General features: G+C 43.6%; 16 protein-coding genes, 2 tRNA genes, 1 pseudogene and 1 other annotated feature. Of the genes and pseudogenes, 4 read left to right on the top strand and 15 right to left on the bottom strand.

All coding sequences use genetic code 11. The features are described 5' to 3' along the window. Positions 1-67: 67 nt before the first annotated feature. From IE039_RS06725 to IE039_RS06705, 5 genes and pseudogenes are all read right to left on the bottom strand, one after another. Positions 68-535, bottom strand: coding sequence for an extracellular solute-binding protein (locus IE039_RS06725; RefSeq protein WP_010003570.1), 468 nt, complete (start codon positions 533-535; stop codon positions 68-70). After that, positions 532-1,353, bottom strand: a pseudogene (locus tag IE039_RS06720) (carbohydrate ABC transporter permease). Before IE039_RS06720 ends, IE039_RS06725 begins: the two are co-directional and overlap by 4 nt. Next, on the bottom strand, positions 1,350-2,279 hold the full coding sequence (locus IE039_RS06715; protein WP_010003574.1) for a carbohydrate ABC transporter permease: 930 nt from the start codon (positions 2,277-2,279) through the stop codon (positions 1,350-1,352). The pseudogene IE039_RS06720 and the gene IE039_RS06715 overlap by 4 nt, the downstream one beginning before the upstream one ends. A 1-nt stretch (position 2,280) precedes the next feature. Beyond that, positions 2,281-3,336: an ABC transporter ATP-binding protein gene (locus IE039_RS06710; RefSeq protein ID WP_010003575.1), complete on the bottom strand. Its 1,056-nt coding sequence runs from the start codon at positions 3,334-3,336 to the stop codon at positions 2,281-2,283. 146 nt (positions 3,337-3,482) lie between these two features. Next, a complete protein-coding gene (locus IE039_RS06705) occupies positions 3,483-4,424 on the bottom strand; it encodes an NAD(P)-dependent oxidoreductase (protein ID WP_010003576.1) in 942 nt (313 codons plus the stop codon). 400 nt (positions 4,425-4,824) lie between these two features. Between IE039_RS06705 and IE039_RS06700 the strand changes: the two genes are divergently transcribed. The 3 genes from IE039_RS06700 (at position 4,825) to IE039_RS06690 (ending at position 7,262) form a co-directional block, all read left to right on the top strand. Continuing rightward, positions 4,825-5,958: a PTS sugar transporter subunit IIC gene (locus IE039_RS06700; RefSeq protein WP_189428935.1), complete on the top strand. Its 1,134-nt coding sequence runs from the start codon at positions 4,825-4,827 to the stop codon at positions 5,956-5,958. Positions 5,959-6,016: 58 nt separating this feature from the next. Next, positions 6,017-7,057, top strand: a complete 1,041-nt coding sequence (locus IE039_RS06695) for a branched-chain amino acid aminotransferase (RefSeq protein ID WP_029509817.1) — start codon at positions 6,017-6,019, stop codon at positions 7,055-7,057. A 133-nt stretch (positions 7,058-7,190) separates the two neighbouring features. Then, positions 7,191-7,262: transfer RNA gene (locus tag IE039_RS06690), tRNA-Glu, on the top strand. Positions 7,263-7,334: 72 nt separating this feature from the next. Here IE039_RS06690 and IE039_RS06685 read toward each other — a convergent pair. From IE039_RS06685 to IE039_RS06645, 9 genes are all read right to left on the bottom strand, one after another. Then, positions 7,335-7,865 (bottom strand): YutD family protein, encoded by a 531-nt coding sequence (locus IE039_RS06685; RefSeq protein WP_010004442.1) that lies wholly within the window; start codon positions 7,863-7,865, stop codon positions 7,335-7,337. Between the two features lie 23 nt (positions 7,866-7,888). Further along, a complete protein-coding gene (locus IE039_RS06680; RefSeq protein WP_189428934.1) occupies positions 7,889-9,238 on the bottom strand; it encodes a bifunctional metallophosphatase/5'-nucleotidase in 1,350 nt (449 codons plus the stop codon). Positions 9,239-9,267: 29 nt separating this feature from the next. Then, the gene (locus IE039_RS06675) at positions 9,268-9,885 is read right to left on the bottom strand and encodes a metallophosphoesterase family protein (protein ID WP_010002523.1); all 618 of its coding nucleotides are present in this window, start codon (positions 9,883-9,885) and stop codon (positions 9,268-9,270) included. 52 nt (positions 9,886-9,937) lie between these two features. Beyond that, positions 9,938-10,384: a hypothetical protein gene (locus tag IE039_RS06670; RefSeq protein ID WP_029509813.1), complete on the bottom strand. Its 447-nt coding sequence runs from the start codon at positions 10,382-10,384 to the stop codon at positions 9,938-9,940. A gap of 1 nt (position 10,385) precedes the next feature. After that, on the bottom strand, positions 10,386-11,480 hold the full coding sequence (locus tag IE039_RS06665; RefSeq protein ID WP_010004909.1) for a M24 family metallopeptidase: 1,095 nt from the start codon (positions 11,478-11,480) through the stop codon (positions 10,386-10,388). A gap of 116 nt (positions 11,481-11,596) precedes the next feature. Then, positions 11,597-11,914 carry a 50S ribosomal protein L27 gene (rpmA, locus tag IE039_RS06660; protein WP_010000600.1) on the bottom strand — a complete coding sequence of 106 codons (318 nt, stop codon included), beginning with the start codon at positions 11,912-11,914 and terminating at the stop codon, positions 11,597-11,599. A 28-nt stretch (positions 11,915-11,942) separates the two neighbouring features. Continuing rightward, positions 11,943-12,242, bottom strand: coding sequence for a 50S ribosomal protein L21 (gene rplU / locus IE039_RS06655; RefSeq protein ID WP_010000601.1), 300 nt, complete (start codon positions 12,240-12,242; stop codon positions 11,943-11,945). Between the two features lie 11 nt (positions 12,243-12,253). Continuing rightward, positions 12,254-12,337: a sequence feature (ribosomal protein L21 leader region), on the bottom strand. A gap of 59 nt (positions 12,338-12,396) precedes the next feature. Beyond that, the gene (locus IE039_RS06650; RefSeq protein ID WP_189428933.1) at positions 12,397-12,972 is read right to left on the bottom strand and encodes a TetR/AcrR family transcriptional regulator; all 576 of its coding nucleotides are present in this window, start codon (positions 12,970-12,972) and stop codon (positions 12,397-12,399) included. A 29-nt stretch (positions 12,973-13,001) separates the two neighbouring features. Next, on the bottom strand, positions 13,002-13,520 hold the full coding sequence (locus IE039_RS06645; protein WP_010004445.1) for a hypothetical protein: 519 nt from the start codon (positions 13,518-13,520) through the stop codon (positions 13,002-13,004). Positions 13,521-13,635: 115 nt separating this feature from the next. Between IE039_RS06645 and IE039_RS06640 the strand changes: the two genes are divergently transcribed. Further along, positions 13,636-13,709: transfer RNA gene (locus IE039_RS06640), tRNA-Arg, on the top strand. Positions 13,710-14,004: 295 nt separating this feature from the next. Here the strand turns inward: IE039_RS06640 and IE039_RS06635 are convergent. Next, positions 14,005-14,205, bottom strand: a complete 201-nt coding sequence (locus IE039_RS06635; RefSeq protein ID WP_029509760.1) for a cold-shock protein — start codon at positions 14,203-14,205, stop codon at positions 14,005-14,007. Positions 14,206-14,483: the final 278 nt, after the last annotated feature.

Below are 14,483 nucleotides of genomic sequence, written 5' to 3'. Positions count from 1 at the left end.
ACACCATTAAAGACCTTGATGGGTTTTTCTGTCCACTTAAATGTTCAACTTAAATTTTACAATCTGCCTAATACAAAACTGGCGTTGATGAATTAAAAGGCATAGCTTGCAGCTGCTGATTGACAGTATAGTAGCGCGCAATATTATCTTCAATTTGATCGGTTGTTTGCGCAGTTAATAACTGATTCATAGGTAGCGTGCTTTTCGTGGCTAACATCGTACTTGTGGCAATTTCTTGGGCTTGCACAATCGCTGGTGCTGCTGAAGATTGCGCCACGTTTAAATATTTTGGTAAGGACTCCGTATAGGCGCCTTGATATTCCGGTACAACCGTGTATTTGCTTTGTGACGCATTATATTTGGCCACTAATTGCTTCAAAGCAGCGGCCGGTTTGCCACACATCGAATGCCAGAAAACAATGGTTGTGCGCTGATTCGCACTGGCTGTTGGTGTCTTGCCATGGGTAATGCCGATGACAATCACAGCCAGTATCGTCAGACACACAATGGTAATGGTGGTCACTTTTTTCATCATGATTTCACCGCCCCGTCAATTAATCCTGATTTAAAGGCTTTTTGTGAGACTAACAAGACTACCAAACTGGGGATCATCATTAAAATAGCGCTGGCCATGATGAGACCCCAAGAATTAACCGCTTCGGTCGCCTGTAACTGGCGTAGGCCAATTTGTACCGTACGGACGTTATCACTATAACTGGTGATCAGTGGCCAAAGATACATATTCCAAGTCGTCAAAAATGAATACGCTGCCAAGGTCAGCAAACTCGTTTTGGCATAAGGTAAGACGGCGCGGTATAAAAAGTGACCGTGGCCAATACCTTCAACTAACGCTGATTCACGTAACGCCATGGGCACCTGCATAAATGCCTGTCGCAATAAAAATGTGCCAAATGCGGTGGCAAAAAATGGCAGTGCCAATGCGGCATAATGATTTTAAAACCCTAACCAACGTAATGTTTGAAAGTTTGGAATCAATTGTGCTTCAAACGGGAGCATCATCGTTGCAATAAATGCATAAAAGATAACATTTTTACCTTTAAATGGGATAAAGACAAATGCGTATGCGGCTAGTGCTGAAAAAACAACTTGTCCGACCATGACCAAACTCGCAACCACAAATGAGTTGAATAAATATCGCAAAATTGGGGTTTGTGTCAGCGCTTGGCGATAATTATCAAAAGACAATGCGGTTGACAAGTATTGGCCGTTTAAAATCGCTGTATTTGGTAGCAACGAGACCCAAACGCCCACCAGTACCGGTGCAGAAATTAAGAGTGACAGACATAGTAAGAGCGTATAACGCCAGATTTTTTCTTGTGTTGGTATAATCATTGATACATCACCCGCTTTTCTGTGAGTTTAAATTGCGCCATGGTCACCAGCGCAATCAAAAGCGTTAAAATAATCGATTCCGTTGAGGCTTTGCCAATATTGAGGTTCACAAAAGCATCTCGATAAATCTGATAAACAATCAAATTCGTATGATTATTTGGGCCGCCTTTGGTCAATAAATCCACTTGTCCAAACGTCTGGAAGGCATTGATCATCGTCACTGTGGCCACAAAAAACACAGTGGGACTAATGTGGGGAAGCGTAATATAGCGAAACTTAAGCCAAGGTGTGATCCCTTCAATTTCAGCCGTTTCGTATAAATGGGTTGGGACATTTTCTAACGCACCAGAAATGGCCAAGAAAGCAAACCCAATATTCATCCAGACAACCGTCAAAATCACAGCTACCAATGCCCAGACGTTACCAGTCAGCCAGTGAATCGGTGGTAAATGTAAGGCGTTTAGGATCATGTCAGATACGCCAGTGGTTGGTTGAAAGAAGAATAACCATAAAACTGATGCCACTGACACTGAAACACCCATGGTTGACGCAAATAAGGTTCTAAAAATGACCGTCCCACGCAAATGCTTACGAGCCAAATTTGCTAAAGCTAACGCACAAATCGTGGTCCAACCAGTTACAGCGACCACAAATATTAAAGTCACTCCTAAACTTGTCAAAAAGACCGGATCTTTAAGAATCGTCGTATAATTTGCAAAACCAACAAATTTAACCGGTTCCCCTAAGGCGTTGGTTAAAAAGAAGCTGTAATAAACGGTTTTAACCAGCGGATAAAAAATGAAGACGCCAAGAAAAATAAGCGACGGTGTGAGAAAACCCAAGGCCACCAAATGCATTCTCAGCGCTTGGCGCCAGCGTTGCTTGGTACCTGCTTGTTGGTAAAGTGCCGGTGTTACTTGTGCCATATCACACCCCCACGGTGGCGAGCATTTTACCAGCCAAATCAAAATAGTGTAGTGCTGATCGTGGGACATACAACGTGATAAATTGTTGCGCCGTCAGATCATGTTGACCAGCAATTTTAAATTGCAAGGGTTCTTCTCGGCCGTTAATTGTCCCAAACAATAAGGTTTCCGACCCGATTTGCGTCACCGTTGTGACCCAGAAATCAATCGCTAAATCATCCGCATTTTCAGGTGTGAGTCGGGCTGCTTCTGGTCGAATACCAACCAAAGCATCCGGATCATAGGGCGTATCAATAACGACCCCATGATTTTGCCAGTCCGTCACGCCAGGTAGCACATTCATTTTTGGTGTCCCGAAGAACTGGTCCAAAAACGTATTGGCTGGGAGCTGATAAAGCTGCATCGGCGTACCAATTTGTTGTACCACCCCATCATTTAAAATCATCACCCGATCCCCCATCGTCATTGCTTCGGTTTGATCATGGGTAACGTAGACCACCGTGATGCCGAGCTTACGTTGCAAAGCTTTAATGTCATAACGCATACTTTCTCGTAGTTGGGCATCTAGGTTGGAGAGCGGTTCATCCATTAAAATAATTTCTGCACCGGAGACAATACTTCGCGCTAAGGCCACGCGTTGACGCTGACCACCGGACAATTCACGCGGATAGCGATAGGCATAATCTGTCATGTTGACCATCTCTAAGGCATCGGATAACCGTTGAAGCTGGGTAGCGCTGTCTACCTTCTGGGCTTTTAACCCAAAAGTAATGTTATCAGCGACGGTCATATTGGGATAAAGCGCATAGTTTTGAAATACCATGGACAAATGGCGGGCCTTTGGTGGCAAATCATTCATACGCTCCCCATCAATGATTAAATCACCACCAGTAATGGGTTCTAAGCCAGAAATCATTCTTAAAAGGGTTGATTTACCCGACCCAGATGGGTCAACCATCACAAAAAATTCACCTGGCATAATCGACACCGTGACATCTTTAATCACCGCTTCTTGCTGCTGATCATAGACTTTTTGTAGTCGTTTCAACTCAATCATACAAATCCCTACCTTTCCTAATGATTTAATCGTAACAAGACCATGTCAACACCAAGTCAGCTAAATGATTAAAATATGTAAACAATTGTAAAGCGTCAGCCAACATAAAAAGCCAGGATGTGATCATCTTGACTTTTTTGCAACGGTTAATACCCTTTATCTAAATTCACAACATTATAAGTTAGGCTGCCATCAGCAACAAAACCTGGAACATTTTTCTTAAATAACCGAAAGAGTCCACCCGTCCGGCCATAGTTTTCATGTTCACCCCAGCTGGTATGCTGCGTTAACAAAATCTGTGGTCGTGCAAACAAAGGATGGTGTGTTGGCAAAGGCTCGGGGGTCGTGACATCAAGTGCCGCAAAGCGCACACGTGAATCATCAATTGCCGCTAACAAGGCGTCTTGATCTAAAGTCGTGCCACGGCCAATATTAACAAAGAGGAACAACTCATTCACTTGTTCAAAAAAATACTCATCAAAGAAGTTTTCTGTGTCTTTTGTGCCCGGCAGGCCATCCACAACGACGCGGGCTTTTGAAAGCCCTTCTTGATAATTTGTAATCGGATAAACTTCATCAAAGCCAGGGACGGCACGACCAGTCGTATTGACACCATAAACAGTACCCCCAAATCCTTTAATTTGTGCTGCAATTTGCTGCCCAATGCGACCAGTCCCAAAAACTAAGACAGGCAGTTCACTGACCATATACTGATCGGTAAACGGTTCCCAGTGCTGTCGGGTCGCGTACACATTTAAGCCACGGGCAAAATATAAAATATAACTCAACACCGTTTGCGCAATCGGTTCGGCTTTTAAACCACTGGCATTCGTCACGATAATGCCACGTTCTTTAAGCGTTTGCAAGGGTAAATAATCCACACCGGCTGATTGGGTCTGGATCCATTTTAATTTTGAGTCTGGTTGGGCCAGTATCTTATCGCCAATGCGATTGTCCCAGGCATAGCTAATCACAACATCGGAAATTTGTGCATCAGTAATCGTGTCTGGCGTCACAACGTCGATATCGTGTTCGGCCAAAAAAGCACGATCTTCTTCACTAATGGCTTTCACTGCTAAAAGTAACATCTGATTTTCTCCAATCTGTTTTCTAGTGCTATCATAACGCATTATTTTCTAACGGTTAGCGTGATTTTAATGAGTTTTAAATTAAAATGTTGACATTTAATTAACTTCGTGCCATAATTTAAAACAACAAATCAAAGGAAATAAAACGATGTACTTACTTGCAACTGACAACTTCACAAACGTCATTAAGATCAACGCCGTCATTATTATGTGACTTCTCGCTGGTCTATTTTTGCTACCAGTCGAGAAGGTTTCTCGACTGGCGCAAAAATGTTGCTCAAAACGACATTTTCTAGAGGCGCTAGTATTCAACTAGCGCCTCTTTTCTTTTTGATTTAATGGCACTGTACTACTGTTACGTTGGCGCGCACGTCAACAGTCCACCACGGAGGAAAATCACATGGATCTTACTGCAAATGCAACCCCAACAATGGCCGAAAGCGACCTATCCCTAACTGACAAAAAAGCTAAGCCAAAGACGGCCAGAGAGGTTGTCTTTGATGTCTCAACCGGTATTTCTAATGCCATTTTGGCAGTGCTTGGCATGGGCCTCTTGATGTCTTCATTAGGTAATTTGTTCCACTACACACCACTCATCCAAGCCGGTTTGATGGGGCAAAAAATGCTCGCCCCTGCTCTGGGTGTAGGCATTGCTATTATGATGCGCGCCAACATTTTAACGACTGGGGCGGCGCTAATTGCAGCAACGGTCGGTTCAAACGCCGTTTATTTCACGACAACGGTTGTGCCTGGCACCCATACCGCAACTGGTTGGTTAGCCAATCAACCCGCTGGTTCGTTGGTGATGACGTCAGGACAACCCATCTCAGCAGTCCTTGCGGCTATTTCAGCCGTCTTGGTCGGTAACTGGCTAACTGGTAAAACACCACTCGACATGATGTTGGTCCCATTGGCTGCAACACTGGCCGGTACTTTCTTTGGTCTTGGGACTGCCGCCGTGACCACACCATTTTTGAACTGGGTTTCTGAATCATTGGCTTCAACGATGAAGGTTAATCCGTTCCTTGGCGCCTTTGTCGTCTCATTTGTTTGGTTCCTCTTCTTAATGACCCCCGCTTCTTCAGCCGCTTTGGCGATCGCTGTCATGCTTGATCCGCTTTCTGGTGGGGCAGCCATGATCGGCACAACAGCTGGCTTCGTCGTTTACACTGCTATGGGTTGGACGCAAAATGATCTTGGTGCTAATTTTGCCCAAACAATTGTCACACCAAAAGTCCAATTCCCTAACCTCTTAAAGAGTCCCGTCTTGATGTTTGGCCCAGCCGTTGTCGCTGGTTTGTCAGCCATGGTAGCCGTTGGTGTGTTCCATTTGAAAGTCCCATTTGCCATCGCCGGTCTTGGCTTAAATGGCTTCATTGCCCCATTGGCACTCGCTTCAACCAATCCAACTGGCCTCTTGTTACTCGTTGTCTTTGGTATAGTCGTCCCTGTCGTAGCCTGCATGACAATGTACTATACGCTTAAGAAAATGGGTAAAACCCGTGAAAATGATTTACATTTAGATGTTGTTTAATTTTTAATGACGCGTTATAGTAGAATTATTATAATTTTATCAGAAAGAAGAATAGATTATGTCACAAAAGAAAGCACAACCCTCTGATTTCAACTGGTCTGAACTTGGTTTCGAATACCACGACCTCCCTTACCGTTTCCGTGCCTACTATAAGGATGGCAAATGGAGTGAAGGCGGTCTCGAAACGGACTCAAATTTGCCAGTCAATGAAGCAGCCACTGGCCTTCATTATGGCCAAAATATTTTTGAAGGCCTCAAGGTTTATCGGCGTAAAGATGGTGGTGCTAATCTATTCCGCCCTGATCGTAATGCCAAGCGATTCCAAGATTCAGCTGCTCGTTTGATGATGGCCCCCGTCCCTGAAGAATTATTCCTCCGTGGGTTACGTGAAGTCACCAAAGCAAACCAAGACTTTATTCCACCTTATGGCACAGGTGCGACGCTTTATCTGCGTCCCTTCGAATTTGGTGGTGGCCCAGTGGTTGGGGTGCATCCTGCTGACAATTATGTCTTTGAAGTTTACGCCACACCAGTAGGTGCCTACTATAAGGGTGGTTTGACGCCAACCGCTTATGTGACAAATCATTATGATCGTGCCGCCCATGGCGGTACAGGTGCAGCTAAGGCCGGTGGTAACTACGGTGCTTCTATGCTTGCTGGGCATGAAGCGCATGCAGCTGGCTACTCTGATGTGGTCTATCTTGACCCACGTTTGCATGAAAACATTGAAGAACTCGGATCAGCTAACTTCTTTGGTATTACCAAAGATGGGCGTTTCTTAACACCAAAGTCCCCTTCAATCTTGCCATCAGTTACCAAGTATTCATTGTTGGCTGTGGCTGAAGAGCTTGGCCTTAAGGCAGAAGAAACCACGATTTCAATCAATGATTTGGATCAATTCGCAGAAGCTGGTGCCATGGGGACCGCTGCTGTTATCTCACCGGTTGGTTCAATTACACACAACGGTAAAAAGCACGTCTTCTATTCCGAAACAGAAGTTGGGCCATGGACGCAAAAGTTGTATGACCGCCTCACAGCGATTCAATATGGCGATGAGAAAGGCCCTGAAGGTTGGGCTGTTGATGTCCCACTTGATTAAATAACAAAACCTAGACCTAGCGTCTAGGTTTTTTCAATTTGTTGACATTTTTTCTGATTAACCTGTTGACAACTTTTTTTCGAGTTGGTATACTAATATAGTTGTCTGATACAGATCAGACATTACTGACCAGGGCTCGTTGGTCAAGTGGCTAAGACGCTGCCCTTTCACGGCGGAATCGAGAGTTCGATTCTCTCACGAGCTATATCAAGTCGCAACTTCGGTTGCGGCTTTTTATGTGTCTTTTTAATCAAAAAAATAACAGCCGAGATGGCTGTTATTTTTGTTTAATGACGAAAGCACGTTTTCCAGGCTTTTTATTATTCGACTTGGCCGTTTTGTGAGCAATCGGTGGTTTTGTGACTCGCTTTTCCTTTTCAGAATTCGACTTACGCCGCTGATTACGCCGTGAACGATTCGCATTTTTAGGCCGCGCTTCTTGTTCTAGCGGTCGTGGATTGACATTTTCTAGCACAAAATACGGCGCCCCAAAGTTCACATATTCATAAAGATAATCTTGTAAGGCTTCGATTTTATCATCATTGGCAACGTTTTTATCATTGCGATAAAAACCCTTCAACCGTAATTGTTCAGCGGAAATATCACCGACAATATAGTCATATTGTGCCAACAATGGCGTGTAGCGCACCGCAAGCATATCAAGGTCGAATGCTGACTTAAAATCTTCCACCAGTTCAAGCGTTAAGCGGTCAATTTCAATTTCATCCCCTTGTCGGGTAATGGCATACGCCTGTTTACGTTCTGCCTGTTGTAATAAGGTCCGTTCTTTCAAAGTATCGCGATCCATGTTGTCAACCGCCTTTCATATTTTTAAACATGCGCATATTTTGTTTGATAATACTGTCCCATAAGTTCGCGTAACAATAGATCCTGCGCAATGGTTACTGGTGCTTGTTGGATCACTGGGAAAAAAGGTACCCATTTATAGTGGTCAAGGGTTGCAATTTGATACTGTCGCGCGGGTTCAAGCTTGTGCCCATCAAGCCAAATTTGACCGTGTCTGTCACGATCTAACCCACTAAATCGCATATACCCAAACACCTTACCACGAAAACCACTGCCTTTAACCGGTAACGTCGCCAGTTCGGCCTGCTGGTCGCTAATGGTCGTCACCAACTGACTAATCTCATCACCCGACAGTGTCATAACCATAAGGTTGATGGCATGTGGCATACTTTCAAGCAGTTCATAGTCACTCAACTCACCTGCTGGTAACTCATCCACAAACATGCCGGTTGAGACCATGGCAATTGGGACATTAAAATATGCTTTTAGCGCACGCAACGCATCATAACTCTGCTCATCAGCCGAAATGTCACGTGGCAAATGGGTCACAATGCGCTGTTTTAAAAGTGATTGTCCCATCTGTAACCAGCCGTGCACCGCTGAATAATCATCATCAGCTTCTGCCATTTCATAAGTCGGTGTCACTTGCGCTTGTTGGGACACAATCTGATGATTACGCAATGTCAAGGTAATATCGCCGACATGGTTCCCATAGCGACCTGCCGCTGCCAGCAAAGTTCCATTAACTATTTTACCATGTGGCAGCAAATGATGGGTGTGCGCACCAATCACAACGTCAATGGGATATTTTGCCCCGATTTTTTCATCAGTTGGCAAGCCTAAATGCGATAATAACACGACCACATCGGCCTGTGCCCGCAATGTTGGTAACAATGCCTGAATCGTTTCGTCAACAGCCTGCGGGTACCAGCCAAGCATTGGATAAGTTAACGTATACGGTGCTGTTAAGGCAAAGACCCCCACCCGTGTCCCAGCCGGCGTGGTCATGATTTTATACGGCTTCGCCCACGATGGCTGTTCGCCTGCTGGTGAGGCTTTTAAATTGCTCAAAATCACATCAAAATTGGCGTCTTGATACAACGTTGCCATCGCCTCATGCGGTAAAACTAAGCCCTCGTTATTGCCAATTGTCACGCCATCATAATGCACCTGGTTCATTAGCGCAACATTTACCTGACCCATCGTGGCATCAGTGAGCGGATGTAGGCGATCGATGGCATCGCCAATATCAAACGTATAATGCGTTGTTGGGGCTGCTTGTGCGTCTAACAAAAAACGTTGAATCCGCGGCCAATTTTCAAGGTGCGAATGTACATCATTAGTGTGTAATAAATGAATGGTTTCAGTTGCCATCGGTCTCCTTTCTACTCTCGATCATGATGTTATTGTCGTTGTAAATAATCGCGTCGTTTGCCTAAAATAATTGCGACTACTTCTGCCTCACTTAATGGTGCGCCAAAAGACACGCTGTCCGTCGGTAAATAATCACGATCAGGTGAATCAATGCCGACGTTAATATTTTCTTTAGGGTGGATGCTGGCATGATGAATATGCCCATGTAAGTTAATCTTATTTTTAGTCAAACCAAATAACAACGGATAATGTGTCAAAAAGACTTCGTAGTGGGCAAATTTCATGCGCGTGCCGACTTCATGGACGCTAAATTTAGGCCGTCCCTTGTCGTCTATGTCATTATGCGCCAATAAATATTTTAAAAACGCTGATGTGTCGTGATTGCCTTTAATCAGCACCAGTCGGCCATTAAGCCGTTGCAAATAGACCAGCATCTCCGCCATCATTTGCTTCGTTGGTCGATCAACTGCCAGCATGATATCACCCAAATGATACACCGTATCGGTTGGTTTTACCCGCGCATTCCAATTGGTAACAATGGTGTCATTCATTTGGTCAACGGTCACAAATTGATCTCGTGGCGCAAAAAAGCCGCCATACAGTAAGTCACGATGAAAAAAATGGGTATCAGCCGTAAAGAATTTCATCTCGTCCCTCTTCTATCACAATGGGCAAAAAGACGTTGCGTTGAGCAACGTCTTAATGCGCCAATTGATACAAATAATCTGAAAAATCTTGCAAATTTGCTGGAAAGGCGTTTAATCCCCAAATAATCCGTTCCTGCGCGCCAGGGGCTTTAAACCTAACTCCCCACTCATCATTTAAGCTCGGATCCGGATAAGAAGGGCCACGGTAAGCCGTCATCCATGTCTCAAGATATTGCCAAGCAGTCTCAGCAATATCATCCCACTGTGCAGTCATATCGAGCCAGTCTTCGCGGTAACGCCAATTGAACGGCTCACCAGCCGCATTAAAATGCGGATTGTAAAAATCAAAGTCTGGATCTGTAATATTTTTAACAGGCTGCGTCTTATCAGCAATTTGTAAAAAGGCATGCCCTTCATGGCGCTTAAGATAAACGTAGTCAAAGCCCGTTGCCAAGTTACCACGATAGAAAACTAAAAAATCTAATCGCCGACTTGCCATATTATGCCTCAATCACCAGCAAGTCCTTAGGCAAACTTGCCGTTAAGTTTTCATAACCAGTTGGTGTCACAATCACATCGTCTTCGATCCGTACGCCACCCTTACCAGCTAAGTAAATGCCTGGTTCAATCGTGAGCAAATGACCAGCTTGCATTTCATCACTTGAACGTGCACTTAGCGCTGGACCTTCATGAATGTCCAAGCCTACACCATGACCTGTTGAGTGGTTGTATGCCTCGCCATAACCATGTTCAGTAATGTATTCACGCGCAACACGGTCAACTTCACTACCAGAAATACCTGGCTTAATCACATCAATGGCATTTTCATTCGCTTGCTTGACGATATGATAAATTTTTTGTAATTCTTCATCCACTTCGCCAATCGCAATGGTCCGGGTAATATCTGATGTGTAGTCATCCACATAGTAACCAAAGTCAATCGTCACCAATTCACCAGGTGCAATCACTTTATCAGTGGCTTCCCCATGAGGCAAGGCCGCACGATAACCAGATGCCACAATCGTATCAAATGAAGCTTTTTCTGCGCCATAAAACTTTTGCAAACGATCCAGCTCATTCGCCACTTGACGTTCTGTCATACCAGGCTTAATGAAAGTCATCAAGTCATTAAAGGCCTTAATTGATGCATCCGCTGCACGGCGTAGCGCAGCTAATTCAGCTTCATCTTTAACTTTACGAAGCGCTTCAATCGCTTCTGGTACGGCATCAAAGCTGATATCAGCTGGTAGGAGTTCATCCATCACATCATAAACAGCATAAGGCATGCTAGCTTCAAAGCCCAACCGCTTAATGCCAAATTCAACCGCTGTTTGAGCAGCTGCTTCATAATACGCCCGCGTGACCATAAAATCGACCCCTTCAGGCAAGCGATCCTTATAGTCTTCTTCATAGCGGGCATCAGTAATCAGACGTGCCCGATCGGGACCAACCACGACCACACCATCGCCAGTGCCACCGTCAAACCCTGTCAAATACTTTGTGTTGGCGCCTTGATAGACCACCAACCCATCGAGATCGAGCTTTTTTAAGAGTTTTTGTAATTTAGCAATGCGTGATTCAAAATAGTTCGTCATATCGCAACACATCCTTTTTATTTAATCGATGTTTCTATTATAACACAATCTCATAATTATTAATTTAAGCTCATAAAAAAGACACAACCTTAATTGGTTGTGTCTTTTAATCGAAATTACTTAGCGGCTGCCAAGATTTCGTTGTATTGTTCACGTGTGTAAACAGATACTTGGCGCTTGTCACGACCCTTACGTTCGAACTTAACAACACCGTCTGTCAAAGCAAACAATGTGTCATCGCCACCCTTTTTAACGTTCACACCTGGATAGATGTGTGTACCACGTTGGCGATAAATGATTGAGCCAGCCTTCAAAGCTTGTCCGTCAGCAACCTTAGTTCCTAGACGACGACCAGCTGAGTCACGACCGTTGGCTGAAGATCCGCCACCCTTGTGGTGCGCGAACATTTGCAAGTTTTCTTGATTCATCAACATAAGTCTATTTCTCCTTTACAAGTAATGATTACGCGATTGAATCAATCTTCACGCGTGTATATGGTTGGCGGTGGCCTTGCTTAGAATGCATGTTCTTCTTGGCCTTGTACTTGAAAGTGATAACCTTCTTTTGCTTACCTTGCTTTTCAACAGTACCAGTAACCTTTGCACCGTCGACAAAAGGTGTTCCAACCTTGCCATCAACCAAAACAACTTGGTCAAAAGTTACCTTTTCACCTTCAGCTGCATCCAACTTTTCGACGAAGATTGTGTCGCCTTCAGCGACCTTATATTGCTTGCCGCCTGTAACAATAACTGCGTATGCCATTATTGAATTCTCCTTATACTTAGACTCACCATCCCAGGCGGGCCGGCTCTAGTCCGACGCGTACTTCAACCTGTTCTGAGTGGTTGTAGCTCTGCTAACAACTTTTCAATTATAACAAATCTTAAATATTTCGTCAAGAACGGGCGTCACAATCTCAATTGATCATGTCAAAATCAAACAAATTCAAACCCGTCTGACTTACCGCAGTGGTATTCACTCGTAAAATATCCGTGAATTCCTGCAAGAGCGCCACCTGGTCTAAATCCATATTATCTAACAACCATTTTGAAATTAAGGCCCAAAAGGCGCCAATGACAGCTTCCCACTGATAAACCATTTGCCGGTGATACGCCTCATCTTCTAAGTTGCCGAGCTGCGTCAACATTTGGGTACGCATACGCGACATCAAGGTGGCAAAGTAAATGCCATCACTATGCAAATTCAACACGGCATTATAAAAGGCAGCGCGAGCACTAATTGCCTGAATCATTTTAGCAACACGAAATTGACCTTGAATATGTTGGGTAAATTCTACCAACAAATTATTATTCACTTCTGAAATCAAATGTTCCTTATTTTTGTAGTACTTATAAAAAGTACCCCGCGTCACTTGCGCACGGTTCAAAAGTGTGGTGATTGAAAAATCCGGTTGGCTCGTAATTAAGCTTACCGTTGCTTCTTCAATCGTTTTTTTGGTTCTTAAAACACGAGCATCTTCTCTTTTAACCATTCCACTTCTCCACACGCAACAAGTCGTTTTTACTCGTCGTTTCTTGCACCAATTTTATAGATGGCTGATTCAATATTAAGATCTGTTTTCATTTGCTTGACGATATCTGCTCGTTGCGCTGAACTCTTATTCAAGGCATTCACTGACATCGTTATAATCGTATCAAACTTATCATGGAATCGTGACGCCACACTACCATCAATGTTGTAGTGACCCTTTTGCGCGGCATGCACAATCGTGATAATACCCTGATCGCCATAGAAAGCATCACGCAAGGCTTGTGCATCAGCACTACTCAAGTTCTCGCTATTGTCTTTAATAATCACATTGCCGGCGTTTTCAATGGCGGTCATTGTCTTGGGCTTATTATAGTCAAACCGATCCAACGCTTGCACGAAATCTTTAATTTCACGCTGTGATCGTTGCAATTGCTTATAATCCGATTTTGGCATCGACACACCCGCATACTTGGGTTGCTGATTTGCGATAAACAATGCGGATAACAGCACAACGACGATCACGCCAAGGGCAATAAATGCTTTTCTCATGAGTTACTTCTCCATGTCTTCATTGTATATAGTATACTATGAATTTCTAATGAACAAAATAGGCGTATTCATTCTTTATCAATCGTATCATTTATGCTATGATATTAGTTGTATTGCGCTGGTAGCTCAGCTGGATAGAGCAGCCGGTTTCTACCCGGCAGGTCGAGGGTTCGACTCCCCCCCAGCGCATTTTCACCGCTTTACCACGATTGTTGGTAAAGCGGTTTTTTTGTCGCTTAAACCCTTAGTACGTAAGGTTTTTTTGGTTGCTTAGAGTTATCAGTAGTTTTCGTTGTTTTTCACTATTTTTCGAGCGTAGTGCTACAAAATGGCTACACAAAAACCAGCAAATAATATGCTGGTTTTTCTACTATACTATATATATTTTAAAACCAAACTAACATACCTGTTAGCTTGGTTTCTTTTTTTATTCTTATCACCAATTGTGTAAACAAAAAAACTCACTGTTGTGAGCTTTTATTGATTAACCTTTAACGATATTAGTGGCTTGCAAACCGCGATCGCCATTTTCAACATCGAAAGTCACTGATTGACCTTCATCAAGTGTCTTGAAGCCATCGCTTTGAATAGCTGAGAAGTGGGCGAAGACATCATCACCATTTTCACGTGTGATAAATCCAAAACCCTTATCGCCATTAAACCACTTTACTGTGCCTGTTTCCATTATATGTTTCTCCTTTGGTGTACTCACCAATCTTTTTTGTAATTTAAATAATTGGTACTGAGTGTCCTTCAAGAAAAGAGAAATCAAAATCAAAAACTTTATTACTCATTTACTATAACATGGATTACAATGAAATAGCAAGCAAATAAACAAATTAATATATTTTTGTCAATTTATTCTGATTGTTGGTAGTACTTTTTTGTTGTGTAACCGTTGTTGTCTCAAGGTTTTGCGTTGTTGTGAAGTTGCAATAATTTTCCCGACAAAATGCCAACAAA

Origin of the sequence: Leuconostoc lactis KCTC 3528 = DSM 20202, from assembly GCF_014651235.1 — a bacterium.
GTDB lineage: Bacteria > Bacillota > Bacilli > Lactobacillales > Lactobacillaceae > Leuconostoc > Leuconostoc lactis.
Note: the sequence above shows the minus strand (reverse complement) of the source record. Positions and strands in the feature narration are given on the sequence as shown.

What these genes read in the sequence shown, in the direction of transcription:
- IE039_RS06725 (WP_010003570.1), bottom strand. Translation starts at nt 535, where the DNA reads ATGATGAAAAAAGTGACCACCATTACCATTGTGTGTCTGACGATACTG.
- IE039_RS06715 (WP_010003574.1), bottom strand. Translation starts at nt 2,279, where the DNA reads ATGGCACAAGTAACACCGGCACTTTACCAACAAGCAGGTACCAAGCAA.
- IE039_RS06710 (WP_010003575.1), bottom strand. Translation starts at nt 3,336, where the DNA reads ATGATTGAGTTGAAACGACTACAAAAAGTCTATGATCAGCAGCAAGAA.
- IE039_RS06705 (WP_010003576.1), bottom strand. Translation starts at nt 4,424, where the DNA reads ATGTTACTTTTAGCAGTGAAAGCCATTAGTGAAGAAGATCGTGCTTTT.
- IE039_RS06700 (WP_189428935.1), top strand. Translation starts at nt 4,825, where the DNA reads ATGGATCTTACTGCAAATGCAACCCCAACAATGGCCGAAAGCGACCTA.
- IE039_RS06695 (WP_029509817.1), top strand. Translation starts at nt 6,017, where the DNA reads ATGTCACAAAAGAAAGCACAACCCTCTGATTTCAACTGGTCTGAACTT.
- IE039_RS06685 (WP_010004442.1), bottom strand. Translation starts at nt 7,865, where the DNA reads ATGGATCGCGATACTTTGAAAGAACGGACCTTATTACAACAGGCAGAA.
- IE039_RS06680 (WP_189428934.1), bottom strand. Translation starts at nt 9,238, where the DNA reads ATGGCAACTGAAACCATTCATTTATTACACACTAATGATGTACATTCG.
- IE039_RS06675 (WP_010002523.1), bottom strand. Translation starts at nt 9,885, where the DNA reads ATGAAATTCTTTACGGCTGATACCCATTTTTTTCATCGTGACTTACTG.
- IE039_RS06670 (WP_029509813.1), bottom strand. Translation starts at nt 10,384, where the DNA reads ATGGCAAGTCGGCGATTAGATTTTTTAGTTTTCTATCGTGGTAACTTG.
- IE039_RS06665 (WP_010004909.1), bottom strand. Translation starts at nt 11,480, where the DNA reads ATGACGAACTATTTTGAATCACGCATTGCTAAATTACAAAAACTCTTA.
- rpmA (WP_010000600.1), bottom strand. Translation starts at nt 11,914, where the DNA reads ATGTTGATGAATCAAGAAAACTTGCAAATGTTCGCGCACCACAAGGGT.
- rplU (WP_010000601.1), bottom strand. Translation starts at nt 12,242, where the DNA reads ATGGCATACGCAGTTATTGTTACAGGCGGCAAGCAATATAAGGTCGCT.
- IE039_RS06650 (WP_189428933.1), bottom strand. Translation starts at nt 12,972, where the DNA reads ATGGTTAAAAGAGAAGATGCTCGTGTTTTAAGAACCAAAAAAACGATT.
- IE039_RS06645 (WP_010004445.1), bottom strand. Translation starts at nt 13,520, where the DNA reads ATGAGAAAAGCATTTATTGCCCTTGGCGTGATCGTCGTTGTGCTGTTA.
- IE039_RS06635 (WP_029509760.1), bottom strand. Translation starts at nt 14,205, where the DNA reads ATGGAAACAGGCACAGTAAAGTGGTTTAATGGCGATAAGGGTTTTGGA.